This window comes from Amycolatopsis sp. AA4 (assembly GCF_002796545.1).
In the GTDB taxonomy this organism is placed as follows: domain Bacteria; phylum Actinomycetota; class Actinomycetes; order Mycobacteriales; family Pseudonocardiaceae; genus Amycolatopsis.
Genome location: NZ_CP024894.1, coordinates 7,405,588 through 7,429,609, shown reverse-complemented (window position 1 = coordinate 7,429,609; position 24,022 = coordinate 7,405,588). Strand labels below are relative to the sequence as shown.

Annotated in this window: 24 protein-coding genes, 1 tRNA gene and 1 pseudogene; 13 read left to right on the top strand and 13 right to left on the bottom strand. The window is 69.9% G+C overall.

Annotated features, from left to right (window positions below; all coding sequences use genetic code 11):
* The first annotated feature begins 110 nt into the window (after positions 1–110).
* The 3 genes from CU254_RS34235 to CU254_RS34225 all read left to right on the top strand — a co-directional run bounded on the left by CU254_RS34235 (position 111) and on the right by CU254_RS34225 (position 3,665).
* Positions 111–911, top strand: a complete 801-nt coding sequence (locus CU254_RS34235) for a DeoR/GlpR family DNA-binding transcription regulator (protein ID WP_086025017.1) — start codon at positions 111–113, stop codon at positions 909–911.
* Positions 908–1,978: a galactose-1-phosphate uridylyltransferase gene (galT, locus tag CU254_RS34230; RefSeq protein ID WP_009083586.1), complete on the top strand. Its 1,071-nt coding sequence runs from the start codon at positions 908–910 to the stop codon at positions 1,976–1,978. Before CU254_RS34235 ends, galT begins: the two co-directional genes overlap by 4 nt.
* A 79-nt stretch (positions 1,979–2,057) precedes the next feature.
* Positions 2,058–3,665 (top strand): trypsin-like peptidase domain-containing protein, encoded by a 1,608-nt coding sequence (locus CU254_RS34225; protein ID WP_009083585.1) that lies wholly within the window; start codon positions 2,058–2,060, stop codon positions 3,663–3,665.
* 292 nt (positions 3,666–3,957) lie between these two features.
* Here CU254_RS34225 and CU254_RS34220 read toward each other — a convergent pair whose 3' ends face one another.
* Genes CU254_RS34220 through CU254_RS34200 form a run of 5 tightly spaced genes read right to left on the bottom strand, consistent with a single transcriptional unit; the run spans position 3,958 to position 7,553 of the window.
* Positions 3,958–4,410: a hypothetical protein gene (locus CU254_RS34220; protein WP_037715728.1), complete on the bottom strand. Its 453-nt coding sequence runs from the start codon at positions 4,408–4,410 to the stop codon at positions 3,958–3,960.
* Positions 4,407–5,555, bottom strand: a complete 1,149-nt coding sequence (locus tag CU254_RS34215; RefSeq protein WP_009083576.1) for a molybdopterin-dependent oxidoreductase — start codon at positions 5,553–5,555, stop codon at positions 4,407–4,409. The genes CU254_RS34220 and CU254_RS34215 overlap by 4 nt, the downstream gene beginning before the upstream one ends.
* Positions 5,556–5,614: 59 nt before the next feature.
* The gene (locus CU254_RS34210; RefSeq protein ID WP_009083574.1) at positions 5,615–6,244 is read right to left on the bottom strand and encodes a methyltransferase domain-containing protein; all 630 of its coding nucleotides are present in this window, start codon (positions 6,242–6,244) and stop codon (positions 5,615–5,617) included.
* Positions 6,241–6,912: a DUF2064 domain-containing protein gene (locus tag CU254_RS34205; protein ID WP_009083571.1), complete on the bottom strand. Its 672-nt coding sequence runs from the start codon at positions 6,910–6,912 to the stop codon at positions 6,241–6,243. Before CU254_RS34205 ends, CU254_RS34210 begins: the two co-directional genes overlap by 4 nt.
* Positions 6,909–7,553, bottom strand: coding sequence for a glycosyltransferase family 2 protein (locus tag CU254_RS34200; RefSeq protein WP_037718449.1), 645 nt, complete (start codon positions 7,551–7,553; stop codon positions 6,909–6,911). The genes CU254_RS34205 and CU254_RS34200 overlap by 4 nt, the downstream gene beginning before the upstream one ends.
* Positions 7,554–7,712: 159 nt before the next feature.
* Here CU254_RS34200 and CU254_RS34195 point away from each other — a divergent pair, with 159 nt between their 5' ends.
* Genes CU254_RS34195 through CU254_RS34185 form a run of 3 tightly spaced genes read left to right on the top strand, consistent with a single transcriptional unit; the run spans position 7,713 to position 10,872 of the window.
* Positions 7,713–9,116: a hypothetical protein gene (locus CU254_RS34195; RefSeq protein ID WP_009083566.1), complete on the top strand. Its 1,404-nt coding sequence runs from the start codon at positions 7,713–7,715 to the stop codon at positions 9,114–9,116.
* A gap of 8 nt (positions 9,117–9,124) precedes the next feature.
* Positions 9,125–9,826, top strand: a complete 702-nt coding sequence (locus tag CU254_RS34190; protein WP_009083564.1) for a response regulator transcription factor — start codon at positions 9,125–9,127, stop codon at positions 9,824–9,826.
* Complete coding sequence (locus CU254_RS34185) at positions 9,823–10,872, top strand: sensor histidine kinase KdpD (RefSeq protein ID WP_009083563.1); 1,050 nt, start codon at positions 9,823–9,825, stop codon at positions 10,870–10,872. The genes CU254_RS34190 and CU254_RS34185 overlap by 4 nt, the downstream gene beginning before the upstream one ends.
* Before the next feature lie 18 nt (positions 10,873–10,890).
* Here the strand turns inward: CU254_RS34185 and CU254_RS34180 are convergent, their stop codons facing one another.
* Together CU254_RS34180 and CU254_RS34175 are read right to left on the bottom strand one after the other, a co-directional pair.
* The gene (locus CU254_RS34180; RefSeq protein WP_063632065.1) at positions 10,891–11,739 is read right to left on the bottom strand and encodes an MBL fold metallo-hydrolase; all 849 of its coding nucleotides are present in this window, start codon (positions 11,737–11,739) and stop codon (positions 10,891–10,893) included.
* Between the two features lie 53 nt (positions 11,740–11,792).
* Entirely contained in the window at positions 11,793–12,854 is a 1,062-nt protein-coding gene (locus CU254_RS34175) for an NAD-dependent epimerase/dehydratase family protein (RefSeq protein WP_009083560.1), read from the bottom strand.
* Positions 12,855–12,977: 123 nt separating this feature from the next.
* Between CU254_RS34175 and CU254_RS34170 the strand changes: the two genes are divergently transcribed.
* The gene (locus CU254_RS34170; RefSeq protein WP_009083558.1) at positions 12,978–13,478 is read left to right on the top strand and encodes a molybdenum cofactor biosynthesis protein B; all 501 of its coding nucleotides are present in this window, start codon (positions 12,978–12,980) and stop codon (positions 13,476–13,478) included.
* Positions 13,479–13,541: 63 nt separating this feature from the next.
* Positions 13,542–13,715 carry a hypothetical protein gene (locus tag CU254_RS43835; RefSeq protein ID WP_182889666.1) on the top strand — a complete coding sequence of 58 codons (174 nt, stop codon included), beginning with the start codon at positions 13,542–13,544 and terminating at the stop codon, positions 13,713–13,715.
* 4 nt (positions 13,716–13,719) lie between these two features.
* Here CU254_RS43835 and mscL read toward each other — a convergent pair whose 3' ends face one another.
* From mscL to CU254_RS34145, 4 genes are all read right to left on the bottom strand, one after another.
* On the bottom strand, positions 13,720–14,139 hold the full coding sequence (gene mscL / locus CU254_RS34165; protein WP_037715725.1) for a large-conductance mechanosensitive channel protein MscL: 420 nt from the start codon (positions 14,137–14,139) through the stop codon (positions 13,720–13,722).
* 74 nt (positions 14,140–14,213) lie between these two features.
* Entirely contained in the window at positions 14,214–14,873 is a 660-nt protein-coding gene (locus tag CU254_RS34160) for an SAF domain-containing protein (RefSeq protein WP_100266964.1), read from the bottom strand.
* Positions 14,874–15,002: 129 nt separating this feature from the next.
* Positions 15,003–15,332, bottom strand: a complete 330-nt coding sequence (locus tag CU254_RS34155) for an FmdB family zinc ribbon protein (protein WP_009083551.1) — start codon at positions 15,330–15,332, stop codon at positions 15,003–15,005.
* Positions 15,333–16,238: 906 nt separating this feature from the next.
* Positions 16,239–16,838 carry a 5-formyltetrahydrofolate cyclo-ligase gene (locus tag CU254_RS34145; RefSeq protein WP_009083547.1) on the bottom strand — a complete coding sequence of 200 codons (600 nt, stop codon included), beginning with the start codon at positions 16,836–16,838 and terminating at the stop codon, positions 16,239–16,241.
* 24 nt (positions 16,839–16,862) lie between these two features.
* Between CU254_RS34145 and CU254_RS34140 the strand changes: the two genes are divergently transcribed.
* The 5 genes from CU254_RS34140 to CU254_RS34120 all read left to right on the top strand — a co-directional run bounded on the left by CU254_RS34140 (position 16,863) and on the right by CU254_RS34120 (position 20,903).
* Complete coding sequence (locus CU254_RS34140; RefSeq protein ID WP_009083546.1) at positions 16,863–17,768, top strand: UTP--glucose-1-phosphate uridylyltransferase; 906 nt, start codon at positions 16,863–16,865, stop codon at positions 17,766–17,768.
* On the top strand, positions 17,765–19,117 hold the full coding sequence (glp, locus tag CU254_RS34135) for a gephyrin-like molybdotransferase Glp (protein ID WP_009083545.1): 1,353 nt from the start codon (positions 17,765–17,767) through the stop codon (positions 19,115–19,117). The genes CU254_RS34140 and glp overlap by 4 nt, the downstream gene beginning before the upstream one ends.
* A gap of 3 nt (positions 19,118–19,120) precedes the next feature.
* The gene (locus tag CU254_RS34130; RefSeq protein ID WP_009083544.1) at positions 19,121–19,780 is read left to right on the top strand and encodes a GNAT family N-acetyltransferase; all 660 of its coding nucleotides are present in this window, start codon (positions 19,121–19,123) and stop codon (positions 19,778–19,780) included.
* A 161-nt stretch (positions 19,781–19,941) separates the two neighbouring features.
* Positions 19,942–20,757 carry a gephyrin-like molybdotransferase receptor GlpR gene (glpR, locus tag CU254_RS34125; protein WP_009083541.1) on the top strand — a complete coding sequence of 272 codons (816 nt, stop codon included), beginning with the start codon at positions 19,942–19,944 and terminating at the stop codon, positions 20,755–20,757.
* A 73-nt stretch (positions 20,758–20,830) separates the two neighbouring features.
* Positions 20,831–20,903 (top strand) — tRNA-Ala (locus tag CU254_RS34120).
* A 590-nt stretch (positions 20,904–21,493) separates the two neighbouring features.
* Here CU254_RS34120 and CU254_RS34115 read toward each other — a convergent pair.
* Together CU254_RS34115 and CU254_RS45100 are read right to left on the bottom strand one after the other, a co-directional pair.
* Positions 21,494–22,153, bottom strand: coding sequence for an LppA family lipoprotein (locus CU254_RS34115; protein WP_009083539.1), 660 nt, complete (start codon positions 22,151–22,153; stop codon positions 21,494–21,496).
* Positions 22,154–22,161: 8 nt separating this feature from the next.
* Positions 22,162–23,060 (bottom strand): annotated as a pseudogene (locus CU254_RS45100) (alpha/beta hydrolase).
* Positions 23,061–24,022 lie beyond the last annotated feature (962 nt).

The following is a 24,022-nucleotide window of genomic DNA, read 5'->3' as shown; positions in this document are numbered from 1 at the left end:
CACGCTTGGCTGTCGCCCGGCAGGGGGACGCTGGATCTGCACGTCGCGCACGCCTGATGTTGAATCGTGTAGGATTTTGTGCAGTTGATGGGTGTGCTTGGGGAGTGGCGGTGCTCGCGCGGCAGCGACAGGCGGTGATCCTCGAGGAAGCACGCCGGACCGGTGCGGTCCGGGTCAGTGACCTCGTCGCGAGGCTCGGCGTCTCCGACATGACGGTCCGCCGCGACCTCGACGTGCTCGCGGGCCGCGGCTTGGTCGAGAAGGTCTACGGCGGCGCGACGTCGCTGGTCGGCAAGAGCACCGACGAGCCCGGCTTCGAGGCGAAATCGGTGCGCCAGCGCGCGCAGAAGGAAGCCATCGCCGAACTCGCGGCCACCCTCGTCAAACCGGGCACCGCGATTGGCCTGTCCGCGGGCACTACCACCTGGACGCTCGCGCACGCGCTCGACGGCATCGAGGGCCTCACCATCGTCACCAACTCGATCCAGGTCGCCGACGTGCTGCGCAACGCCGGTCAGCCGGACCGCACGGTGGTCCTCACCGGCGGGGTGCGCACCCCGTCGGACGCGCTGGTCGGCCCGGTCGCCGTGCAGAGCCTGCGGACGCTGCACCTCGACCTCGTGTTCCTCGGCGTGCACGGAATGGCGGTGGGGCCCGGGTTCACCACCCCGAACCTCACCGAAAGCGAGACCGACCGCGCGCTGGTGGAGGCCGGGCGGCGGCTGGTGGTGCTCGCCGACCACACGAAGTGGGGCACCGTCGGCATTTCCACGATCGCGGACCTGGAAGAAGCCCAGGTCGTGGTGACCGACGACGGACTGGACGACCGCGCGCGGGAGGCCCTCTCGGAGCGGGTCGGAGAACTCATGATCGCCGAAACGGCGGAGAACATCGAGGCAGAAGAAGCGTGAAACGCACTGTGCGGCACCTGGCCGACGGCCGGGAAATCATCTATTTCGACCACACCGACGCCGCCGAACGGCTCGCGGCCGACACCCGGGACCTGCCGGCGGTCGCGGCCGCCTCGGAGATCCGCCGCGACCCGCTGACCGGCGAGTGGGTCGCGATGGCGGCGCACCGCCAGACGCGCACGTACAAGCCGCCCGCGGACCTCTGCCCGCTCTGCCCGACCCGTCCGGGCAAGCCGAGCGAAATCCCCGAAGCCGACTACGACGTGGTCGTGTTCGAGAACCGCTTCCCGTCGTTCTCGCAGCAGGCGACCGGCGAACCGTCCACTGTGGACGGGTTCGGTCTGGTGCCGACCGCGCCGGGCCTCGGCCGCTGCGAGGTCGTGTGCTTCACCAGCGACCACGACGGCGCGTTCTCCCGGCTGACTCCGGAACAGGTGCGGCTCGTGGTGGACGCCTGGGCCGACCGCACCGCCGCACTCGCGCAGACGCCCGGCGTGGAGCAGGTCTTCCCGTTCGAGAACCGCGGCGAGGAAATCGGCGTCACGCTCTCGCATCCGCACGGCCAGATCTACGGCTATCCGTTCGTCACGCCGAAGACCGAGCGGATGCTCGCGGTCGCGCGCGAGCACGGCGGATCGGTGCTCGGCGACGTGCTGGCCGCGGAACAGAAATCGGGCGAGCGGGTGATCGCGACCGGCGAGCACTGGACCGCGTTCGTGCCGCCTGCCGCGCGCTGGCCGGTGCACATCCAGATCGTGCCGCACCGGCAGATGCCGGATCTCCCGTCGCTCGCCGACGCCGAGCGCGACGACTTTTCCCGCGTGTACCTCGACGTGCTGCGCCGATGCGACGCGTTGTACGACCGGCCGCTGCCCTACATCGCGGGCTGGCACCAGGCGCCGGTGCACCGCGACCGGGAGCTGTCGTGGCTGCATCTCGAGCTGTTCTCCGTGCTGCGGGCCAAGGACAAGCTGAAGTACCTGGCCGGATCCGAGTCGGGCATGGCGGTATGGATCAACGACGCCACCCCGGAACAGATCGCGGAGCGGCTTCGCTCGGCGGGCTGACCGGAACTCGCGGCATACTCATCTACGAAACACAGGTTCGACTCAGGAACCTCTCAGGCCCAGCCGCTTAGGTGAGGACATGACCGAGAACGACCCCCACGTGCCCGACTCCGCGGCGGGTCGCCAGGACCCGGGCGCCCAGCCGGGCGCCGAAGGCCAGGCGGCCTGGCAGCAGACCCCGGCTCAGCCGGACCAACCCTCTTCCGCCGGCTCGACCGGCGGCGACGCGGGACAGCCGGCTCCCAGCGCGACTGGTCCGACCGCCGCGTACGGTTCGGCCGCTGAGGGCTCGGCAGGGACGTCCGGCTCCGGCACGGCGAGCGGCGACGCTTCCGGCGCGTACGGAGCGCCTGCGGGGCAGTACGGCGCCGCCCCGGCCTACGGGACTGCTCCGGCTGGAGGCACGCCGAATCCGTGGTCGGCTCAAGGCGCGACCGCGCCCCAGACCGGCGGGATCCCCGGTGCTCAGCAGCAGCACGCGGCGGGTCAGCCGTACGGCAGCCAGTACCCCGGCGGGCCGCACACTCCGCCCGCCGGTGCCCCGGCCAACCCTTACGGCGCACCGGGAACCTCGGTGTACGGCGTTCCCGCGCAGCGCGAGAAGAAGGGTTCGGCGGGCAAGCTCCTCGCGAGCGTCGCCGCCATCTCGCTCGTGATCGGCGGCGTGGCCGGCGGGACCGTCGGGTACCTCACCGGCGGATCCGGTTCGTCGGTGAGCGCGCTCGACGCGCCGAAACCCGCGCAGCAGACCGGCAACGTGCCGGCCGGCTCGGTCGAATCGGTGGCGCAGAAGCTGTCGCCGAGCGTCGTCGAGCTGCAGGTGTCCGGCCGGACCGCGGCGGGCGAGGGCTCCGGTTTCGTGCTCAGCAGCGACGGCTACATCCTCACCAACAACCACGTCGTCCAGGTCGCCGCGAACGGCGGCCAGATCCAAGCCGTGTTCCAGGACGGCAAGAAGGCCGCGGCGAAGGTCGTCGGCCGGGACCCGACCACGGACATCGCCGTGGTGAAGGTGTCCGGCGTCAGCAACCTCACGCCCGTCGAGCTGGGCCGGTCCGACGACCTGCGGGTCGGGCAGCAAGTGGTGGCCATCGGCTCGCCGTACGAGCTGACCGGCACCGTCACCTCGGGCATCGTCAGCTCGCTGCACCGTCCGGTGCAGGCAGGGGGCGACGAGACCGACCAGACCACGGTGATGGACGCGATCCAGACCGACGCCGCGATCAACCCGGGCAACTCGGGCGGTCCGCTGGCGAACATGAGCGGCCAGGTCATCGGGATCAACTCGGCCATCTACAGCCCGAATTCGGGCCGCGGCCAGGGCAGCGGCGGCGAGGGCGGCAACGTCGGCATCGGCTTCGCCATCCCGATCGACCAGGCGCGCCGCACCGCGCAGGACATCATCAAGACCGGCCACGCGACCCAGACGTTCATCGGCGCGAAGGTCACCGACGCGCCCCAGGGCGGCGCCCAGCTCGGCGACATCACGCCGGGCAGCCCGGCGGAGAAGGCGGGCCTGAAGCCCGGCGACGTGGTGACCAAGATCGACAACCGCGTCATCGACAGCGCCAACACGCTCGTCGCCGCGATCCGCACGCGCGCCCCGAACGACCAGGTGACTTTCACTCTCGCCGACGGACGCACGGTGCAGGTCACCTTGGGCGGGCAGGCGGTCCCGGCCAACTAGTTCGCTCGGCCGCCGAGGCGCGGCCGAGACCAGCCACGGCTCGACCCCCCTATCCGCGCTGGGGCCGAACCTTTGCAGGCCGCGCGCGACCGGAGCGCAAGAGCCGGTCGCGCGTGGCCGTTTTTACGGACAGCGCCCGGAAACCGGTGCCCGCACGAAAACACGAAGAGGCTCTCCGTGCCGCCTCCGACTCGGCACGGAGAGCCTCTCCGCGTGCGGTGAGGTGCCCACGCGCACGCTGTCCCAAACGCCGAATCCGCGGGAAAATTCCGGTACCGGAAGAAAACCCAGGTCAACTCCGTGCGCGCGACCGGATTTTCCGCGCCGCCCGATGCCGGACCCGGACAATCCGGACGACCGAAGCGACGAGGACGGCACTCCACACCGCCGCGAGCGTCACCAGCAGTCCCAGCCAGGTGTTCCCGTCGTGCAGTCCCGGCTTCGGAGGTACGCCATAAGCCCGCCACAGCAGCGGGAACGCCAGGAAACCCAGCACCGCGGTCAGCACCGCACCGATCTGCACCGGCGCCCGCCACGGCCGCGGCAGGACCCGGGTGAGCAGCAGGCCGACCACTCCCGCGAGCGGAGCGAACACCGCGTCGTTGACGATCGGACCGCCGCCGATCCACACCAACGTCGTGACGCTGTCCGGCCACGCCGGTGCCGCGTAGTCGAGGAACAGCACGATCCCGTACGCCAACGCCGCTAATCCGGGCAGTGCCAGCAGAATCCGCGCGGTCTTCACAGCGCCTCCAACCTGGCGACCCACTTCGTCTGCAGCACTCCCGGACGGCTCGGCGCGATCACGCGACACGGATAGCCGTGGTCGAGGTTCAGGACCTCGCCGTTCAGTTCCAGTGCCAGCAGCGTGAGCGGGTCGGCGGTGTGCTCGCCGGGCAGCACGCTGACGCCGTACAGACCGGTCTTCTCCAACGACGACACGCGCACGTCGACTCCGGGTGAACTGCCGCTCGCGCGCAGCAGGTCCGGGAACGAGATGCCGCGCCAGGTAGCCATCTGGCTCCATCCTTCGACGCACGCGATCGGCAAGTCCACAGTGGTCTGCGGCAGCGCCCGCAGTTCGGCCAGCGTGAACTGCCGGGTCCCCGCCGGAGTCACCACGGACAGCCGCCATCCGGGATCCTGCGCGACCCTGGTCACCTGCGCCGCGACGGCCGTGCGGTTGACCGGCAACTTCTGCGTGCCCTTGTCCGACCGCCACGACAGCCCGGAGACGTTCCGCAGCGCAGGAACGGTCGCTCCCGCCGTCGCCAGCACGGCGACCCCAGCCGCGAGTCCCGTGGTGGCCAGGAATCCTCGACGCGACAACCCGGGGCCGGGCTGCTGGACAGGCGCGCGTTCCCGCGTCAGCGCCCGCCGGAGCACCGGGAGCTTCACCGCGACGTGCACGAGGATCGACCCGATCGCTGCCCAAGCCACCGCGTAGTGCACCTGCGGGAAGTAGAAGTTCCACGGGTAGTTCTGCGCGACGTTCAGCAATCCCAAGCTCAGTTCGAAAAACGCCGCTCCGGAGAGGACGAGGATCGACAACCTCTCCACCGCGTGCGGCACCGAACGCACCAGCGGCCGCTCGAACAGCTTCGGGTAGACGCTCCACAGTTTGGCCAGCAGCAACGGAATCGCCGCGATTCCGGACAGCACGTGCGCGCCCTGCGTCACCCGGTACAGCCAAACCGGCCGGCTGGGCCAGAAGAACCACTCCGGCGGATGCTGGATCAAGTGGCTCAGCAGCCCGGTGACGAAGCAGATCAGGAACGCGATCCCGAGCAAGCTGCCGACCCGGGCCGTGACGCGCTCGCCGTGCGCGCCGCCCTTGAATTGCTCCGACTTCGGGACCCGCTTCTCGACGGCACGGGCCTGATCGGCCACCTTGGCGTGCGCTGCGGTGACCCGCGCGTCGAGCCTGCGCCACGCGGCTGCCAGCCGTTTCACGCGCGTGCCAGCTTCGCGAACCAGCGGTGCCCGCGGCTGGTCGTCCACACCACTCGAAAACCAGTCCGCGCCGCGATTTCCGCGATGGCATCCACTCCGACCCATGCCCAGGTGAACCACCGTCCGCCAGCGGGATCCGGCCGCAGCCGGACGTGGTCGCGGCGCATGCCGTGGCCGGGTTCTTCCAGCTCCACGAGCACGTCACCGTCCGGCGTGAGCAGTTCGCGCACTCGCCGCAGCAGCGCATCGGGATCGCCGCCGATCCCGATGTTGCCGTCAGCCAGCAACACGTGGTTCCACCGTCCTTCTCCGGGCAATCGACCGAAAACGTTGCGCTGCAACGCACTCGCCCCGCGCCGCCGCGTCAGCCGCACCGCGACCGGCGAACTGTCCACGCCGAGGGTCACCACACCTCGGCGCGTCAACGCGGCCGTCAGCCGACCTGGACCGCAGCCGACGTCGAGGGTCGGACCCGCGCACGCGTCCAACAGCACGGCGTCGCCCGCGCCGCAACCTTCTGCCCAACGACCGACCGGAAGCTCGATCCGGTCTCCGTTCGCGAGTTCCAGCCAGCACTGATGGCCCAGCAGCCCGCGGTCGAATTCCCTGCCGGTCGCGAGTTTCATGCCACCACTCCCACCGCATCGACCGCGGCCGCGAACCTGCTGTCCGGCCGGATGGCGGCCACCCGCAGCGCGTCGTCCATGGTGTCCACATCGGACAGACCCGGTAGCTCGCCGACTCGAAGGCCTGCTCCTTTCAGGGCCGCACGGGTGCCGAATCCGGTGTCCGGACGCGACATCGGAACTCCGGCGAGCACTTGTGCCTGCCGCGGATCAGCCAGCCCAAGCCCCCACCAGCCACCGTCCTCCGCGCTGCCCAGCAAGGCGCGGCTGGCTCCGAGGACGACCGGGTTGATCGCCGAAGCCAGCAATTCGGGGGAGACCTGCGGCGTGTCCATGCCGATCTGCAGCACCGGCAACCCGGCATGCACCGCAGCCGTATCGCAATGCGCATTAGCCAGCCGGGTACCGAAATCCCAACCGCGCTGCGCGATCACGGTCGCTTTCCGCAACGCTCGGCCGATTTCGGCACCCCGGGCTGCCTCCGCGAGGTCGCCCGTCATCGCCACCACCGTGATCGCGCCGTCGGTGGCGAACGCAGCGTCCAGCGTGTCCAGCAGCGCGGAAGCGGCGATCTCCGCAGCTTGCGCGGGTGTCGCGGGCGGACACAACCGAGTTTTCGCGAAGCCCGGCACCGGCGCTTTCGCGACCACAAGCAGGCAGAACGTCATCGGGCCAGCACCCGCCCGAAGTCCCGCACCGCTCGCAACGTGCCGCGCACCGAGCCGGACACCTTCGACTTCGTGCCCCGCGCCCGTTCCCGGTAAGCGACGTCGAACTCCTGGACCGCCCAGCCCGCGCGCTGAGCCTTCACCAGCAGTTCAAGCGGATAGCCGAACGCCCGGTCCGCAACACCGAGAGCCAGCAACTCCCGGCGACGCACCGCCCGCAGCGGCGCGATGTCCTGTACTGGCAGGCCACGGGACCGCAAGAGCAGCGAGAGGACGGCATTGCCTGCTCTCGCGTGCCACGGCCAAGCCGCCCGCGACACCGGTACTCGCCGCCCGACCGCGAGGTCAGCACCATCCATCACCGCGGCGACCAGGCGCGGCAATTCGGCCAGATCGAGCGACCCGTCGGCATCCGCGAAACAGACGATGTCGGCGGTCGCGTTCTCCAACCCGGTGTGGACGGCGGCACCGTAACCGCGTCGCGGCTCGTCGACGACCTTCGCGCCGTGCCCAGCCGCGACGCCGGGGGAACCGTCGCGCGACCCGTTGTCCACGACGATCGCGCGATACCCCGGCGGCAGGCTGGCGAGCACGCCCGGCAGCGCGGCCGCCTCGTCGAGGCAGGGGAGGACGACGTCCACTCCGAATTCGTTCACGAGGCGTACGGTAAGTCTGGAAAGGACAGTGCAGAACCCTTGCTGTGCTTACCAAATCCTGACGTTGGTCAAGACCTTACCGACTTCTCACGGATCCGCCGGAAACCCGCCGGACGGCCGCCGACGGGGTTATCGTGACCGGCGATGAGCGAGTCGACGAAGGCTGCCCGGCTCGCCGAGCCGCCGCCCCCGGTTCCCGTCCGTGCCCGGTTCCGCGCTGACCTCGTGACAGTCGGCGTCACCCTTGTGGTGATCGCCGCCGCGACTGCCGTCGGCGTGTATTACAACCGGCCAGGCTCGGGCGTGGTGATCTACGCGTTCGCGCCGCCGCTGTTCGCGCATTGGCTGCCGCACGTCGGCCCCGGCTCGGTGTTCGCCGTTCTGCTGGCCGCCGGTGTCGTCCTGTATGGCCCGGCTCTGGCCGCCCGGCTGCGCTGGCGGCGCGCGCTGGCCGCGGGTTACCTGGCCTCCCTCGCCTGGATCTTCTCGCTCGCCATGGTGGACGGCTGGACGCGCGGCTTCGCCGGCCGGCTCACTACGCCGCAGGAGTACCTGCACGAAGTCCCCGGCATCACGGACATCCCGCGGTTCCTCCGCGAATTCTCCTCGCGCATCCTCGATTTCCAGCCGAACTCGTGGACCACTCACGTGTCCGGCCACCCGCCCGGCGCGACCCTCGTGTTCGTCTGGCTCGACCGGCTCGGCCTCCGGGGCGGTGCGTGGGCGTCGACCGCCGTGGTGCTGGTGGCCGCGCTGGTCGCGGTCGCGGTCCCCGCGACGATCGCCCTGCTCGGCCGTCCCGGCGCCGCCCGCGCGACACTGCCGTTCGCCGTGCTCAGCCCCGGTGCGGTGTGGCTGGGCGTGTCGGCGGACGGCCTCTTCGCTGGGGTAACCGCCACCGGCATCGCATTGCTCGCCCTCGCGTCGGTGGGCTTCCGAGCACGCGGTGGTTACGCCTGGCCCACGGCGTTGGCAGCCGGGGTTCTCGTCGGATTCGGCATCTTCCTCTCCTACGGCCTCGTCCTGCTCGGCTTGGTCGCGCTGGCGGTCGCGTTGCTCGGCAGGCAATGGCGTGCGGCGGCAGTGGCTGTCCTCGGCGCATTGGCAGTGGTCGCCGTGTTCGCGCTAGCCGGTTTCTGGTGGTTCGATGGCTACCACCTCGTGGTCGAGCGCTACTACCAGGGCGTGGCGCTGGTGCGGCCGTATTCGTACTGGGTGTGGGCCGACCTGGCTGCGGTAGCGGTCGCGTGTGGGCCGGCGGTGGTCGCGGCCGCCCGCCGCGGGGTGGCGACGGCGGTCTTTCTGCCTTCCCGCCGGACGATCCTGCGCGATCCGGTCCTGCTGATCGTGCTGGCCGCCTTGCTCACGATCGTGTTCGCTGATTCGTCCGGCCTGTCGAAGGCTGAGGTAGAACGGATCTGGCTACCGTTCGGCGCGTGGCTGCTCCCGGCCACGGCGCTGCTCCCGGCGGGCCACCGCCGCTGGTGGCTGGCCGGACAGGCGGTGGTCGCGCTCGCGGTCAACCACCTGCTGCTGACGAACTGGTGAGGTGAGGCATGGAGGACCAAGCGGGTCGCGTGCTCGTGGTGGACGACGACGAGACCGTGCGCGACGTCGTCCGTCGCTACCTCGAAACCGCCGGTTTCACCGTCGACCTGGCCGGCGACGGCACGGCGGCGCTCGCCCAGTTCGCCGAGCGCGTGCCGGATCTGGTGGTGCTCGACGTCATGATGCCCGGCCTCAACGGCCTGGAGGTATGCCGCCGGCTGCGGCAGACGAGCCAGGTGCCGATCGTCATGCTCACCGCGCTCGGCGAGGAGGAAAACCGCATCGCCGGACTGCAGCTGGGGGCTGACGACTACGTCACCAAACCGTTCAGTCCCAAGGAACTCACGCTGCGCGTGGCATCCGTGCTGCGGCGGGCTCGGATGCCCCGGCCCGAACCGCCCACGGCCGAGCTGGTGGACGGCAATCTTCGGCTCCAGATGACTGCCCGCCAGGCGACGCTCGACGGTGCGGCGCTGCCGTTGACCACCCGGGAGTTCGATCTCCTCGCGTTCTTCCTCTCCCATCCCGGCGTCGCGTTCAGCCGGGCGGACCTGCTGGAGAAGGTGTGGGGCTGGGACTTCGGCGACCAGTCCACGGTGACCGTCCACGTGCGACGGCTCCGCGAGAAAATCGAACGTGACCCGGCCAAACCCGTCCGCGTCGCGACAGTGTGGGGCGTCGGCTACCGCTACGACCGGACACAGCCATGATCGGCTCGGGCGAGTCCGCGTGGGACATGTTCGTCCACGTCCTGCACATCCTGCCGCTCGCCTTGCTGTTCGCCTTGCCGGTGGCAGCGCTGGGCGGACTCGCGCTTTACCTGCTGCGGCACCGGTCGCTGGCCACCACGATGACCACGCTCGTGCTGACCCCGGTCGCCGCGATGCTGGTCGGGATCCTCGGCGTGAGCGGCTTCATGTTCACCGAGGCCCTGACCACCGAACTGCTCGTGTGCCTGCTCGTGGCACTTGTGGCGGTGCCCGCGGCGATGGTGCTGGGCCGGGTCATCGCGCGGCGCAGTGTGTGGGAACGCGAGGCGCGGGAACGCGAACGCGCGGCGGAGGCTTCGCGGCGCGAACTGGTCGCGTGGATCAGCCACGACCTTCGCAGCCCGCTCGCCGGGATCCAGGCGATGGCGGAAGCACTGGCGGACGGCGTGGTTTCGGAGCGTGCTGAAGTGGCCGACTACGCCCAGCGGATCAGCGGCGAGACGACCCGGCTGTCCGGCATGGTGGGCGACCTGTTCGAACTGTCCCGGATCACCGCGGGAGCGCTCGAACTGAGCATGTCGGCGGTGCCGCTGCGCGACGTGGTGAGCGACGCGGTCGCCGCGCAGGCGCCGGTGGCGGACCGCAAACGCGTGCGGGTGCTGGAAAACGCGTCGGCGTGGCCGGTGGTGTCCGGCAGCGATCCGGAGCTGGCGCGGATCGTGCGGAACCTCGTCTCCAACGCCATCCGGCACACTCCGCCGGACGGCACGGTCGCCGTGCAGATCGGCATCGACGGCGACCAGGCGCTGCTCGCCGTGGACGACGGCTGCGGCGGGATTCCGGACGACGAGATCGGCCGGGTCTTCGACGTAGCCTTCCGCGGCACGCAAGCCCGCACTCCCGATCGCAGCGGCACGACCAGCGGCGGCGGACTGGGCCTGGCGATCGCGAAAGGCCTGGTGGAGGCACACCGAGGACGGATCGGCGTGCAGAACCACGGACCGGGTTGCCGCTTCGAAGTGCGGTTGCCGCTGGCCGCGTCCTGAGTTGTCCGTTGTGGACAGTCAGGACGCGGCGACCGCCGAGACCGGCTCCACGGTGCGGTCGGCCGCGATCCGGAAGAACGGCTCGTCCGGGAAATGTGCCGCCGCGACGATCGTGCCGGTGCCGACCACCTCGCCGAGCCAGCGGCGGCGGGTCTGCTCCGCCTGCCCGGAATCGACGTCGGACGCCGCGCCGATCGTCGGGTCCGCCATCTGCTCCGGAATCTGGAAGACGTCGCCGACCAGGACGGCGCGGCGGTCCTGATCCACGATTTCCAGCACGTAATGCCCTGGCGTGTGCCCGGGCGCATGTCGGACGGTGACGCCGGGCGCGACCAGTTCGCCGTCGAGCAGCGGACGCAGTTTGCCCTGGGTGCGAAGGGCTTCCAGCGCGACGCGGCCGCGATCGTGCCGTCCCGCCGGTTCGACGAACGCCTCCCAGTCGGGTGCGCCGTACCGCACTTCGGCGTTCGGGAAGTACGGCTCGCCGTTCGGCGCGACCCAGCCGATGTGGTCGGCGTGCAGATGAGTCAGCACCACGGTGTCGATGTCTTCGCGAGCGGCCCCGGCTTCGGCGAGCGCTGCGGGCAAGCCTCCGGTGTGCTCCGCTTCGACGGCGCTGACCACCGGGTGCAGCTGCTCTTTCGAGTGCTGCGGCAGATGCGGCTCACCCGACGGACGCGGGCCGAACCCAGCGTCGACCAGCACCGTGCGGCCACCCGTTCGGAGCAGAAATGCGCCGATGGCCACGGGCACCGTGCTCGGTGCCGAGCGCTTGCCCTGGAGTCCCGGAAAGAACGACGACGGCAGCTGCAGCCGTCCGTCGGTCAATGCGTGGATTTCGATGTCCCCCACCACGATGGAACGCATGCCCAGCATCAAGATCCGGTACGGCCGATTCATTCCGGAACGTGATCTTCACCTCATCGAGTGACAGGGGCGCGCAGTTCCGCGGTGGCGAACGCGGCGATGCCTTCCGCGAAGGACGTTTCCGCCTGGAACCCGAGCAACTCCCGCGCTCGGGCCGGGTCGGCGACTACGTGCCGGACGTCCGCGGGCCGTGCACCGCCGACGATCCGCGGCTCCGGCCCTCCGCAGGCGCGGGCCAGTTCCCGGGCCAGGTCGCCGACGCTGTGCGGCTGTCCGGAGCAGATGTTCAGCGGCGTGAGATCTGCCTCCGGACCGTCGTTCCGGAGTGCGAGGACGTTCGCTCGGGCCACGTCGTCCACGTGCACGAAGTCCCGCTGCTGCCGCCCGTCTTCCAGCACCGTCGGCGCTTCGCCCCGCTCCAGCGCCGAACGGAACAGCGACGCCACACCCGCGTATGGCGTGTTCTGCGGCATCCGCGGGCCGTAGACGTTGTGGTAGCGCAACGCCCAGACCGTGCCGCCGGTCTGCCTTGCCCACGCACCCGCGAGATGTTCTTGCGCCAGTTTTGTTGCCGCGTAGGTGCTTCGAGGCAACAGCGGCGCGTTTTCGGGCACGAGTTGCCAGCCCAACTCGGCACCGCAGTGCGGGCAAGCGGGTTCGAAACGTCCGGCGTCCACATCGGACTGCCGACGGGGTGACGGCGGAACGACACCATGTTCCGCACACGCGTAACGCCCCTCGCCGTAAACCACCATCGACGAGGCGAGCACAAGCTTGCGCACCTTCGCCGCGTGCATCGCGGCCAGCAGCACGGCGGTGCCGTAGTCGTTGTTCAGCGCATACGAGGGCGCGTCCGACGGATCCACGCCATGGCCGACCACCGCGGCTTGGTGGCAGACCGCATCGACGCCGTCGAGCAGCGCGGCGACGATCTCGGTGTCGGTGACGTCACCGCGCAGGAAGCGGTGCCGCCGGGTGTATTCGGGTGGCGTGGTGGAGCCGTGCGCGGTGGACAGCAGGTTGTCCAGCACGACGACCTCGTCGCCGTCGTCGGCCAGCTGATCGGCGATCCGGGACCCGATGAACCCGGCGCCGCCGGTGAGGAGCACTCGCACCTCGCCGACGTCAGGCCGCCTGCCTCGGGGTGCGCGCGGCCTGCGCGGACCACGTCACCGAATCGTCAGAAATCACCGGGCCCGTGGCGGCGAAGCGGGCCGGGAACCGGATACGGTGTCGGCATGGAACGGAGCGCACAGCGGCTGGGCCGGGCACTCGTGGTGATTGTGGACGACCGGGTCGCGCACGGGGAGCACGAGGACACCTCCGGGCCGCTCGTCACCGAGCTGCTCGAGGAGGCCGGGTTCATCGTCGACGGCGTCGTGGTGGTCGAGGCCGAGACCGCGGGCATCCGCAACGCGCTCAACACGGCGGTGATCGGCGGGGCGGACCTGGTGATCACGGTCGGCGGCACCGGAGTGTCGCCGCGCGACCGCACGCCGGACGCGACCGCCGGGGTGCTCGACCGCCCGATCCCGGGCATCGGCGAGGCCCTGCGCGCCTCGGGGCTGGCCGCGGGCGCGGTCGACGCCGGGATCTCCCGCGGCCTGGCCGGCGTTTCGGGCAGCACGCTGGTGGTCAACCTGGCCGGTTCGCGCGCGGCGGTGCGCGACGGCATGGCGACCCTTTCGTCGCTGGTCCCGCACGTGATCGACGAGCTTTCCGGCCTCGAAGAGGTCTGAGCCCGGCCGCCTGCGGCGGATGTCTCTCTGCACTTGTCAAACAACAGGTGGGACGATGGACCCATGCCGCACGAGGAACGACGCCCCCGCGCAGACGAGGCCCAGCGCCGCCGCCGGGTCGACGAGATCTTCGGCGACGTCCTGCCGGAGACCACGTCCGATGAGCGGGGCCGGGGCCCGGAGACCACTCCGGATTCCTGGTATCTCGAGAACCGGCCCCCGCATCACGATCGGTGACCCCTCAGTTGCCGCGGCTGGAGGGGCCGTTGCCCTGCTGCGCGCGCAGCAGGTCGCGGATTTCGGTGAGCAGCTCGACGTCCGTGGGCTCGGCCGGACCGGGCTCCTCGCCGCGCTTGCGGCGCTCCTGGATGTGCTTCATCGGCAGGACGATCAGGAAGTAGACGATCGCGGCGACGATCACGAAGTTGATCGCCGCGTTGATCACGCCGCCGAAGTCCATGAACGTCGAGTCGTTGCCGTTCCGGACGTTGAAGCCGAGGCCCTTCGCCGCGTTCGAGCCGCCCAGCGCGTTGATCAGCGGCTTGATCAGGCCGTTGGTGAACGCGGTGACGATCGCGGTGAACGCGGCGCCGATCACGACGGCGACCGCGAGGTCGACGACGTTGCCGCGCATCAGAAAGTCCTTGAAACCTTTCAGCACTGCTGCTCCCAGGGGATTCGGGACGGGCGTCTGACCGTCGTCGGACAGTCGTCGCCCGTCGGAACAGGGTCGGGTTAGCGGAGAGTAACCGTTACCGGTCGTTCGAGCGAGGAAGCAGCGACCTGCGTGGCAACCTCCCTCGGCAGCGCGAGCAGCACGAGTGGGCCCTTCTGCGGCGGGCCCAAAGTGCGGTTCCCGGCGTCGTCAGAACGCCGGACGGTGACCACCGAAGCCCCTCTGGCCAGCACAGACGCGGAATTTGTGGTATCCGCGCCCGCGACGACGTCGACGCGCTGGCCCGGCTGAAGCAACTCGGCGACCGCCGCGTCCGCGAGCCGGACGGCGACGGTGACCGCATCGGGTTCACCCGTTACGGGGAGGTTGTTGCCCAGGAGCCGGACGTCGGTGATGGGCTCGCCGGCCCGAGCCGCGCCGGACAGAAGACGGCCTACCGCCGCGTCAATTGCCGAGAGCGCGCCGGACGGGCGGAGGCTGTCGGGCAGCGCGACGGTCCGCACGTCAGCAGCGCGCAGGACAGAACCCGCGGGAAGGTCGCGTGCGGAGACCACCGTCGAGGTGGCGGGAGCGCCCCGTGCGGAGGGCGGGAGAAACAGGACGAGCAGGCCGGCCAAGAGCAAGGCCGCCGCGAGACACCGGCGGAGCATCCGGGCTCGCCGCCCGCGCGGCAGACGGACGTCAGGCAGCGCGGGAAGGCGGCTGAGCAAGGTGTTCACGGTTGTCCCCTCGTCGGTTCCGGCACGGCGGGATGCCGCGCGAATCCGACGTTAAGGACGTCGCGAACCGGCCGGAAGAGCCGATTCGCGAACCTGTGGACAACTGGCCCCTTGTGGATAACTCGGGGGTCAGGAGGACGCGGAAGCCGTTTTTGTCGTGCTCGTCGTGGAGGATGTGTTCGAGGACGAAGAAGACGTCGACGAAGAGGAGGTGGTGGACGACGAGTCGGACTTGGCGCTCTCGGTCTTGGCCGGGGCCGCGGAGGTGCTCGACTTGCTCGAATCACGCGAATCCGTGCGGTAGAACCCGCTGCCCTTGAAGACCACGCCGACCGAGCTGAAGACCTTGCGCAGTGGACCGGAGCACTGCGGGCAGACGGTCAGACTGGGGTCGGAGAAGGACTGCACCGCCTCGAAGCGGTGGTCACATTCCTTGCAGGCGTACTGGTACGTGGGCACTGAAGCTCCTTCATGCACTGGCACTCGACCTACAAGAGTGCTAACCCAATTGTGCTGGACAGCATTCCCTCAGCGCAATTACCCCTTGCTCACAGTGCTGCGGCGGCACTGGCGGCGGCGGGTTTGCGCTGGTCAGGGTGTCCTGGGCGTTGGTGGCTGGGGTGGCTGGGCCGCGGCTGGTCCGGTCGGATGGGGCTTCGTCGGGCAGGTTGGCGGGGCCTGGCGGGGCCGTGGAGGGCTCGTCTGTGCCGGTATGGCGGATACCGGTGCTGGCGTGGCTTGCGTGTGGATGCGTGGTTTGGGCGGTTCGTGACTGGGTGCTGGGCAAGCTGGGTGGAGCTGGCGACGTGTCTGGCGGTCGGTGTGCAGACGGCCCCGAGCGGCCTGGCGGAGCTGGCGGCTGGGCTGTTGGGCGGCTGTGGACGTCGGGCCTTGGCTAAAGCTGGCGGCGTGACCGTTGCGGCGGCCTGCGGGCTTCTGTTCGGTCGCTGGTCGGGCAACCTGGGCCTGCGGTTCGGGTGGCTGTGACCGGCTGAAGCCTTCGGTCGGACGGTGCTGCTCGGCTTCGGATCTGGCCGGACAGCGGTCGTTGGCTTGGCATCCAGCCGGGCGACGGTCGTGGGCTGGGGCTTCCAGCCGGACGGCAGTCGTGGGCTTTGGCTGTCCGTCGGGCGGCAGTCAACGGCTTAGCTGTCGTCCGGCACTCGATGGCTTTGGCTGGTGGCGGGACGGCGGTCGTCGGGCGTGGGCTTTCGGCGGGACGGCCATTCACCGAGCTTGGGCTGTCGGCGGGCCGGCCGCTCACCGGGCTTGGGCTGTCGGCTGAGCGGCGGTGGTTGGGTCCGGTCGGCGGAACCGAGCGCGGCGCGCCGATCGAGTGGTCTTGACCACTTCCTCAGCGAGCCCTCAGCGAGCCGCGGCGGCGGTCGGCAGCTGGATGAGGCCGGAGGGCGTCAGAACGGCGGTCATGGGCACGTCGTGGGGTTCGGCCGGGAGACGGTCCACGACCTCCTCTGCGCGCACCACAGCCACGCGGGCGGTGTCCGGCGCTGCGGCCAGCGTGCGGTCGTAGTAGCCAGCTCCGCGGCCGAGGCGGGTGCCGTGGCGGTCGACGGCCAGGGCTGGGATCAGCAGCACCTGCGCCGATGCCACCGCGGCGGTGCCCAGGCGCGGGCCGGACGGTTCCAGGACGCCGCGGAGGCGTCCGGGGAGCAGGGCGCCCGGGCCGGTGTACTCGGACCAGTCGAGCGGGCCGGGAGTGTCCGGGATGACGGGCAGGAGGACGCGAGCACCCGTCGCGGCCAGGGCGTTCACCAGGGAGATTTGGCCGGGCTCGGTGCCGAAAGGGAGGTACGCGCAGACCGTTTCCGCGTGGATTGACGACGCTGCCGTCGCCAGGGCGGCTGCCTCGCGAGCGTGGGCTTCGGGAGGCAGTTCGGCGCGGGCGCGAAGGATTCGGGTCCGCCACTCCGCCTTGCTCGGGGTCTCATTGCCCGGCTCGTGCATGAGACCAGGTTAGGCTTTGCGCCCATGACGGGCGCCTCAACCACCCAGACCTTCAGAACCGCCATCGTGCCTGCCGCAGGCCTCGGCACGCGATTCCTGCCGACGACGAAAGCGGTGCCCAAAGAGCTGCTGCCAGTGGTCGACACGCCGGGGATCGAGATCGTCGCGGCCGAGGCGGCGAGTGCGGGCGCGAAGCGGCTGGTGATCGTCACCTCGCCGGACAAGGAAGCCGTCGTCCGGTACTTCGAGGCGAAGCCGGAACTGGAGAAGACGCTCGAGGAGAAGGGCAAGACCGACCTGCTGGCGAAGGTCCGCCGCGGGCCGGAGCTGCTGGACGTCGAGGTCGCGATCCAGGAACAGGCCCTCGGGCTCGGGCACGCCGTCGCGCAGGCCGAGCCGAACCTCACCGACGAGGACACCGCGGTCGCGGTTCTCCTGCCCGACGACCTCGTGTTGCCCGCCGGGGTCCTCGACCGCATGTCGGCCGTCCGCGCCCAGTACGGCGGCAGCGTGCTTTGCGCGTTCGACATCCCGAAGGAGCAGATCTCCCCGTACGGCGTCTTCGACGTCACCGAGACCGACGACCCGGACGTCAAGCAGGTCCACGGCATGGTCGAGAAGCCCAAGCCGGAGGACGCGCCGTCGACCTACGCCGCGGCCGGGCGGTACCTGCTCGACCGGGCGATTTTCGACGCGCTGCGCCGGATCGAGCCCGGCGCGGGCGGGGAGCTGCAGCTCACCGACGCCGTCGCGCTGCTGATCCAGGAGGGGCACCCGGTGCACATCGTCGTCCACCGCGGCGGGCGGCACGACCTGGGCAACCCGGGCGGATTCCTGCGCGCCGCCGTCGATTTCGCGCTCGAGGACCCGGATTACGGGCCTTCGCTGCGCACCTGGCTGACCGAACGGATCGGAAACGATCGCCCATGACGGACTCCCTCGACACCACCCCGACCGAAGACGCCACGGTGACTGAACCCGCGGTTCAGGCCGTCGCGGCGGCGGAATCGGCAGAAATCGCTGTCGCGGCAGACGAAACCGCCGAGTCCGGCGATTTCCGTTCGGTCGACGAGCAGATCGCGCTGACCCTCGACGCCGCCGTGCGCCCGCGGCCGGTCCGGGTCGCGATCTCCGAAGCGCAGGGCCTGCTCTGCGCGGAAGAAGTGGTCGCCGAACACGCGCTGCCCGGCTTCGACCAGGCGGCGGTGGACGGTTACGCGGTCCGGAGCGTCGACGTGCAGACCGCCGGACAGGAACCGGTCCAGCTGCCGGTCGTCGGCGAAATCCCGGCTGGCTCGCGTCAGCCGCGACGGTTGCAGCCGGGGCAGGCTGTGCGCGTCGACACCGGCGCGCCGCTGCCCACGCTCGCGGACGCCGTCGTCCCGACCGCTTACACCGACGGCCACCAGGCCAAGGTCACCATCAACCGGTCCGTGCCGTCGGCCGGCTACGTCCGCCGGGCCGGCGAGGACGTGCAGATCGGCGACGTCGCGGTGCGCAAGGGCGACACCATCGGCTCCGCGCAGGTCGGGCTGCTGGCCGCGGTCGGCCGTGCGAAGGTGCTGGTCTACCCGCGGCCGCGGGTGTCGATCGTGTCGGTCGGCGACGAGCTGGTGGACATCGACCGCACGCCGTCGGTCGGCCAGGTCTACGACGTCAACTCGTACGCGCTGGCCGCGGCCGCACGCGACGCCGGTGCCGAGGTCAGCCGGGTCGGCATCGTGCCGGGCGACCCGAAGCGGCTGCGTGAGGTCGTCGAAGGACGGCTGCTGATGTCCGAGATCGTGGTCGTCGCGGGCGGGGCGGGCGGGTCTTCCGGCGACGAGGTGCACGCCGCGCTGTCCGACCTCGGGCACATCGACCTGACCCGGGTCGCCATGCACCCCGGTTCGGTGCAGGGCTTCGGCAGGCTCGGTCCGGACTCGGTGCCGACGTTCCTCATCCCGGGCAACCCGATGAGCGCGCTCGTGGTGTTCGAGGTGCTGGTGCGGCCGCTGATCCGCACCGCGCGCGGCACCCGCAACCCGCACCGCCGGGTGGTCGGGGCACGGCTGCTGTCGTCGATCACCTCGACGAAGGGCCGCCGCGGCTACCTGCGCGGTCAGCTGCTGCGCGACGAGGCGAACGGCGAGTACCTGGTGCAGCCGCTCGGCACGTCGGGCGCGCACCTGCTCGCGTCGCTGGCCGAGGCGAACTGCCTCATCACCGTCGAGGAGGATCTCACCGAGGTGGCCGCGGGCGACCAGGTCAAGGTCACTTTCCTCGCCCAGCGCGCCTGATCCGTGGCCGCACTCGCCGACTCGGTCGAAAACCGGCATCCCGGCTGGCCCGCCACGCTCGGCCCCTTGCGGATCCCGGCGGGCGTGCTGGCCGTGCGCCCGGTGCGGCTGCGCGACGCCGGCGAGTGGAGCCGCGTCCGGCTGCGCGACCGCGAGCACCTCGAGGAGTGGGAGCCGACCGGGATCGGGCCGTGGGCGGACCGCAACGCGTTCTGGTCGTGGCCGTCCCAGTGGGCGGCGCTGCGCGGGCTGGCGCGGCGGGGCCAGTGCCTGCCGTTCACGATCACGGTGGACGGAAAGTTCGCGGGGCAGATCACTGTCGGTAATGTGATCCGCGCCGCACTCCGGTCGGCCTGGATCGGGTACTGGGTGTCGTCGGAGATCGTCCGGGGAGGCGTGGCCACCGCGGCCGTCGCGCTCGTGACAGATCACGCTTTCGATGCCGCCGGGCTGCACCGGCTGGAAGCGACCGTGCGGCCGGAGAACAACGCCAGCATCCGCGTGCTCACCAAGGCCGGATACCGGCAGGAAGGCCTGTTCGAGCGGTATCTCGACGTCGCCGGAGCCTGGCGAGACCACCTCTGCTTCGCCGTGACGAAAGAGGAGACCGGCGACGGCCTCGTGTCCCGCTTGGTGGCGGCCGGACGCGCCGAGCTGGCCTGACCGTGACTACGCGTCCCTCGCCGGTCACGCGTTACCACATCCTGTGAGATTCACCTAATGCGGTGATGCATTTTCGTGATCGAACCCGGCGAGTCTGCGCCTCCTGTGTGACTGTTGTGGCTAGCGTGACTACAGCAGAGGATCGGGGGAGGTGACGGGAGATGCCCAGTTCGGTGATCATCGTCGCGCTCGCCGCGGCATGGCTCGTCGTTCTCGTGCCCATGGTGGCTCGCAAACGCCAGCAAGTCGCGCGGACGCCAACCTCCGCGCTGGCCGCCCGGGTAGTGCGAAGGGGCAGTGCTCGCAACGAGGGACAGGAGGACGACGCCGTGTCCGACAATGCGAATCCTTCGGTAGAGGATGATCTCGCCGAACTCGAGGCGGAACTCGACGCAGACCTGGACGCCGAGCCCGAGCCCGAACCGGAGCCGCTCCCGCAGCCTGCGCGCGCGGAACGCGCCGCCGAACCGCGCCGCGAACGCCGCAGCTACCGGCCCGGTCGTGGCGGCTTCGACCCGGAGGCGGCGGAGATCGCGGCCAAGGCCAAGTACGCGTTCCGTCAGCGAGTAGTCGTGATCCTGCTGATCGCTGCCGTCGTCACGGCCGCGATCGCCGGATTCGTGTTGTCTCTCGCGTGGTGGGTGCACGCCGCGGTGGACGTCGCGCTCGTCGGCTACCTCGTGTACCTGCGCCGCCAGGTCCGCATCGAGGAAGAGATCCGGCAGCGCCGGATGGCCCGCTACGCGACGACGGCTCCCGCTCCTCCCCGCGAGGCGTACGACTCGTTCGCGGAGGAAGAGGAAGACGTCGAGGTCGTCGCGCCTGAGGTGCCGCGCGACATCGTGGAGCGCAAACCGTCCCCGATGTCCCGCATCCGCCGGCAGGCGGTCGTGGTCGATCTGGACGATGAGGACCCCGCTTTCGAGGAACTCGCGGAGCCCAGCGCGGGTCCTTACCGCCGGGCCGTCGGAGAGTGACCCCCCGCTGTTGGGTGCCTGGAGGGCGCTGCTAAGCTTTCCAAGCACTGAACGACAGGGGCTCACGCTCCTAGGGGCTGTAGCGCAGTTGGTAGCGCGTCTCGTTCGCATCGAGAAGGTCAGGGGTTCGATTCCCCTCAGCTCCACAGCAGGTGAGAGGCCCTTTCCGGGGAACCGGGGAGGGCCTTTTTCGTGTCCGTACCGAAGCAGCCCACCGATGACTGTCTCCCAGTTTCTTGAGTGCTGCCCCGTTTGCTCGGACGAGGCCCCCGTGTAAATCTCCATCGTCATGGGGAACTGGGCGTGCCGAAGGATCCGCGCGGGCAGCCCAAGGGCGAAGGAAGCTACGCGGCTCGGCAGGTGGGTCGAGCTGGGTGGTGAACAGTAGGCTGAGGGCTGGCCGGACGTCGGCCCTTGTCGCGGTCCCGGGTCCTGCGCTCGATGCATAGCTTCAGCACCGCGGTGCCGGCGTCGATCATGGGCATGGTGTCCGTCTGAGGCCGGAGTCCTGGTCTGGCGGTGCAGTAGCTTTCTTCTGACACGCTGGCGCGGTCAGGATATGTTCAGCTTGAACGTTCGAAGTTGCCGACTTCTGCGGGGCAGGCAGCGTCACCCGGCCGACGACGTTTCGGGCGAGTAACTCTTCGCGGATGGCATTGCGCTGCACAGACAGTCCCGGACCAGTCCCGGATCTCCTCGATAATCCATCGCCGATGGCACCTGTCCTGTCCGCGCGCTAGTAGCTGGGTGTTGGCGGGATGTGTCCGAGTTTCTTGGTTTCGGCGGTGAGATGGCAGCCGATGGAGATGCTGAACACGGTGTTGACGTGGCTGCCGAATTGAAGAGAGCTGCCGTCTTTGTAGTTGTGGAAGACGGCGTCGTGTGAGCCCGGGGTGTCGTGCAATCGCTGCGGGCTTGCGGTGAATCCGTGTTTGGTGACGACTGGTCCGATAGCAGCCAGTGCTTTTTCGTAGTCCGCGTCCGAAAGCGTTCCGGGTGCGACGTGGTTTTCCAGTCGCAGTGTTTCCGCGGCGGAGTCGAGGTTCGGGTGGTCGGCACCGCAGGCGGCGCGGATGGGTTGGTCGGCGACGTTCCATTGTTTGAGCGCCGGAACTTGGCTGCCGAGGGCAGTCTGGAGCTCGGTCGCCATCTGCTGGTATCGCTGTGCGGCTTGGTCGATGTCGGGCAGCTTCATCAGTTCGGTGAAGGAGGTGTTTGCGTCCACGCTTGTTCCCGGGTCAAGAGGATCGTTGGAGGTTCCGCAGCTGCTGAGCAGCAGGACGGCGGCTGCGGTGAGGAGCGCGCGCTGGGGCCGGCGCGTCTGGGTCGGTCCGTTCGGCACATGGTTCGGCCGGCACGTCTGAGTTTCTGGCTGCTGAATGTGGTTAGTGGTCACGAGCTGTCCTACCGCGGGGGTGGTGTAGGCGTGGCACCCGGCGGTGACGCGACGGGCGGAGGTGGCGTTGTCTCTGGCGGGGAGGCGGGAACGCCGGGTGGGATGGGGCGCACGTCCGGCGGAGGGGGCGGGGGTTGGTAGGTGACAGCCAGGTCGTTGTGGCCCGTGGTGATCGCGGCCATGTTGTACAGGCTCGTGGACTGGTTGTCGAGGTAGCCGCTGTGGTCGTAGCTGGCGTTGAAAGGGCCGACACTGGTCATGCTGGCGTCGGTAGATAGCTGGTGGTAGTTCGGCACAGCGCTGGGACTGTAGTAGGGGCTGGGGCCGAGCGTGCCGTGGACGGTCGGCACGAGGTTGTCGCCGGTGTTGTGTTCGGAGTAGAGGTGCCCCGCAGGCACGTTCAGGTGGTCCGCACCCTGACCCGGCGAGCCGAACAGAACGGCGTCGTTGACCGGGGTGTCGTGGCTCAGTGCAAAGCCGGTAGTGACGGAACCGTAGGAGTGTCCGAGGGCAGTGAGGTGCAGCGGCGTGTTCGTCGCGCCATGCGCTGCGCCGATGCCGTTGTAGAAGCGGGCGAGGTTGTCGCCCCCGGCCTGGGCGGCAAGCGGACTGGCGACCGATTGCGTCGGGTCGACCAAGCCGCCGTCCGCCTGCGGTGCCTGGTAGCCGATCCACGTGACTGCGGCGGTGGGCCCACCGCCATACGCCGCTCGATGGTGTTGCCTGTAGCGACCAGGTCCGCCATGTTGTTGTCGTATCGGCCGAGGCTGCCGTCGACGGTGGTGGTGAAGCCGGGCGTGAAGACCGCGACGTTGGTCGCGGTGTCGACGTTGCCAACGGCGACGGCTGCTTCGACCCGCGGGTGGGTGGCATCGAGGAACAGCAGCTGTCGTCCGCCTTTCGCCATGGTCGTCTGCACCGCGTCGAGTGAGTGCAGTTTGGCTTCGACTGCGGCGATTTCGTCGGCGCGGATCTGCATGTCGTACTCGCCGAGAACGGGGCCGTCCATAGGTTTGCGGAGTTCGGCGAGTTGGCGTTCCAGGTCGGCGCGGATCACTGGGAGACGAGCCAGGTTGGCTTGCGACCGGACGCCGCCGGGCAGTCCGTCGAGGTTGCCGAGCCAGTCCGGGTGGTCGCGCAGGAGGATGGCCTGTCCAGCGGGCGAGAGAGAGTTCCACCAGCCGGCGTTCTGGGTCGGACTGCCGTCCTTGGGCGGTTCCAGCAGGGTGAGGCCGGGGTCGAGCGAGCCGTCGGCGGCCGCAGCGGTCACGGTGCCTTCGTCGCCGGTGCCGAAGCCGCCCTGTTGCGCGCGCTGCAGGACGGAGGCGAGGTCGCGGTCGATGTCGTCGGCGGTGCGCAGTGCTTGGGCGATGGCGTCGCTTGCTTCGGCCTTGGCGCGGGCACGGTCCTCCGGGTGCAGCTCCGGTGGCGCTTTCCCCTCGGGATAGAGGTCGGTGACTATGCCATTGTCAGCGATTTGGTAGCCGTACTTGCGGGCGAGTTCTTCGGCTCCGGCGATGGCGTGCTGGATGCCGGTGATCGCATCGGAGGCCTGCCCTATGGCCTTGCCGACGATGCTGGCTCCGGCGGCCATTTTGTCGATGCGGAACATGAGGCTGCGGTGGGCGGAGCGGGCGTTGTCCGCGGCGGGGCCGGACCAGCCCGCGACCGGAATGACTTTGCCGAAATCATCCCCGGAATGGGTGAGTACTTGCAGTCGTTGCTGGACGTTTTTGAAGATCTCGTCGAGCTGGCCGGTGTTCCAGCGTTTGACGTCGAAAAGGCCGACCATTACTGCGGTCCCCGCATGGTTCCGGCGCGGTTGATGCCACTATGTGCGGCCTGGTCGCTGGCCTGGTAGTCGCGGGC

What these genes read in the sequence shown, in the direction of transcription:
- glp (WP_009083545.1), top strand. Translation starts at nt 17,765, where the DNA reads ATGACGGACTCCCTCGACACCACCCCGACCGAAGACGCCACGGTGACT.
- CU254_RS34210 (WP_009083574.1), bottom strand. Translation starts at nt 6,244, where the DNA reads ATGAAACTCGCGACCGGCAGGGAATTCGACCGCGGGCTGCTGGGCCAT.
- glpR (WP_009083541.1), top strand. Translation starts at nt 19,942, where the DNA reads ATGCCCAGTTCGGTGATCATCGTCGCGCTCGCCGCGGCATGGCTCGTC.
- CU254_RS34145 (WP_009083547.1), bottom strand. Translation starts at nt 16,838, where the DNA reads ATGCACGAGCCGGGCAATGAGACCCCGAGCAAGGCGGAGTGGCGGACC.
- CU254_RS34190 (WP_009083564.1), top strand. Translation starts at nt 9,125, where the DNA reads ATGGAGGACCAAGCGGGTCGCGTGCTCGTGGTGGACGACGACGAGACC.
- CU254_RS34185 (WP_009083563.1), top strand. Translation starts at nt 9,823, where the DNA reads ATGATCGGCTCGGGCGAGTCCGCGTGGGACATGTTCGTCCACGTCCTG.
- CU254_RS34180 (WP_063632065.1), bottom strand. Translation starts at nt 11,739, where the DNA reads ATGCGTTCCATCGTGGTGGGGGACATCGAAATCCACGCATTGACCGAC.
- CU254_RS34225 (WP_009083585.1), top strand. Translation starts at nt 2,058, where the DNA reads ATGACCGAGAACGACCCCCACGTGCCCGACTCCGCGGCGGGTCGCCAG.
- CU254_RS43835 (WP_182889666.1), top strand. Translation starts at nt 13,542, where the DNA reads ATGCCGCACGAGGAACGACGCCCCCGCGCAGACGAGGCCCAGCGCCGC.
- CU254_RS34170 (WP_009083558.1), top strand. Translation starts at nt 12,978, where the DNA reads ATGGAACGGAGCGCACAGCGGCTGGGCCGGGCACTCGTGGTGATTGTG.
- CU254_RS34195 (WP_009083566.1), top strand. Translation starts at nt 7,713, where the DNA reads ATGAGCGAGTCGACGAAGGCTGCCCGGCTCGCCGAGCCGCCGCCCCCG.
- CU254_RS34205 (WP_009083571.1), bottom strand. Translation starts at nt 6,912, where the DNA reads ATGACGTTCTGCCTGCTTGTGGTCGCGAAAGCGCCGGTGCCGGGCTTC.
- CU254_RS34140 (WP_009083546.1), top strand. Translation starts at nt 16,863, where the DNA reads ATGACGGGCGCCTCAACCACCCAGACCTTCAGAACCGCCATCGTGCCT.